This window comes from Halomonas sp. 5021 (genome assembly GCF_036663435.1).
Lineage (GTDB): Bacteria > Pseudomonadota > Gammaproteobacteria > Pseudomonadales > Halomonadaceae > Vreelandella > Vreelandella janggokensis.
On the sequence record NZ_JAXOVU010000032.1, the window covers coordinates 1 to 1,360 of the forward strand.

The 1,360-nt window shown below is 44.9% G+C and carries 1 protein-coding gene; it reads right to left on the reverse strand.

Features of this window, described 5'->3' with window-relative positions; all coding sequences use genetic code 11:
- Nucleotides 1-301: 301 nt before the first annotated feature.
- Nucleotides 302-1,006 (reverse strand): YagK/YfjJ domain-containing protein, encoded by a 705-nt coding sequence (locus tag R3F64_RS19325; protein WP_332613245.1) that lies wholly within the window; start codon nt 1,004-1,006, stop codon nt 302-304.
- Between the last annotated feature and the right edge of the window lie 354 nt (nt 1,007-1,360).

Here is a 1,360-nt window from a genome sequence, read left to right on the forward strand (position 1 = left end):
CCATACCTACCGCTGTTGTGGAGTCCCTATTCTGGCCCAGCTCAGGAGACAAATTCCACACCCAACGTCGAAGAGCCAAATAATGTTTCTTAAATCAGAAATATCCTGTCACCGCTAATTTCAACCATAAAAACAATAGCTTATTGAATTTTTATTCAAACAAAAAGACTCCATCCGCAAAATACTGACCCTCTATCCATAGTGAAGCTAAAACTTTTACGATTACTTTTTAGCCTCCACTAGGCCTAGGCTGGAGGTCTGATGTATGTTGTCAAGAAGCATGCGGATGCCGTTTTATGTCTTATAAGCGGCTGCTATCAAAGCAATTGACCCCTTGACCTATAGGTTTAGAGTATGCCTTACAGAGATAGCTTGCAGCCCCAAACACCTGTTCAAAAGTGAATTGATCTTGCCTGTGAAAAAACCATGTAGCCAGTTCGTTAGTAACGGGCTTCCGCGGTACTTGCACAAGACCTTCCATACACTCCTGTGGGTGATTGATAGCCCGAGCCCATGATCTGACGATACGATGGAAAAGGTTTTCATATCCGTAATCACTGCTTTGAGTTCTACCTATGTAACCTAGGCCGTTGTAGGCATCACCGTTTAGTAACAGCAAAAGGTGGTAATGAGGGTTGATGCTGGTATCTTGCTCACAACACCACACACAGCGAAATTTGTGTGGATACTTGGTACCTGCTCGGTCCAGCTCACGTTGGAAAAAAGTTTGAAAGGCACTCAAAGCAGAATTTTTATAATCGAGTAGGCCTGCATACATACCGTTTGGAAAGCGTAGGTCAATGCGAATAGCGAGGATCCGATTGCAGTCCTGACGAGATCTATTCATTACATCGAACAATTTCGCTAGGTAATTTTCGATCAGCGGTCCTTTCTGCGTTTGTACCCACATACTTTGATAGTACCCTTCCCACCACAGTTTCAGGCAGGGATTGTCAGGATGGCATTTACGCAAATGTTGGCCAACGTGGTACATAGAGATATTCACGATATAACTCCTAATTGCACGCCCACGAGAATGCCCATGGCTTGAATGCCATGCTTATGCCCGCAGCTTGAACGTAGTGATGATAAGAGAATCAGATAACGTCGATTTATTGCCCGTCACTTAGCGCGACCTACCTTACTCACAAGGAGTGGCCTAACGGACAGAGCGCATGTATGATTTAGTTTAATGGCAAAACACGTTGTACTACTGACGCTTCTTCTATTGGTAAGGTATCAAGTTAACAGCTTTCAGGGCTCCCCCAACCGATATCATTTTTGGTTCTTCGTCACTTCATGTGGATTTGGCCTGATCGAACAGGCGGCCCACCGGGCTGCCAATCAGGTAGATCATGGC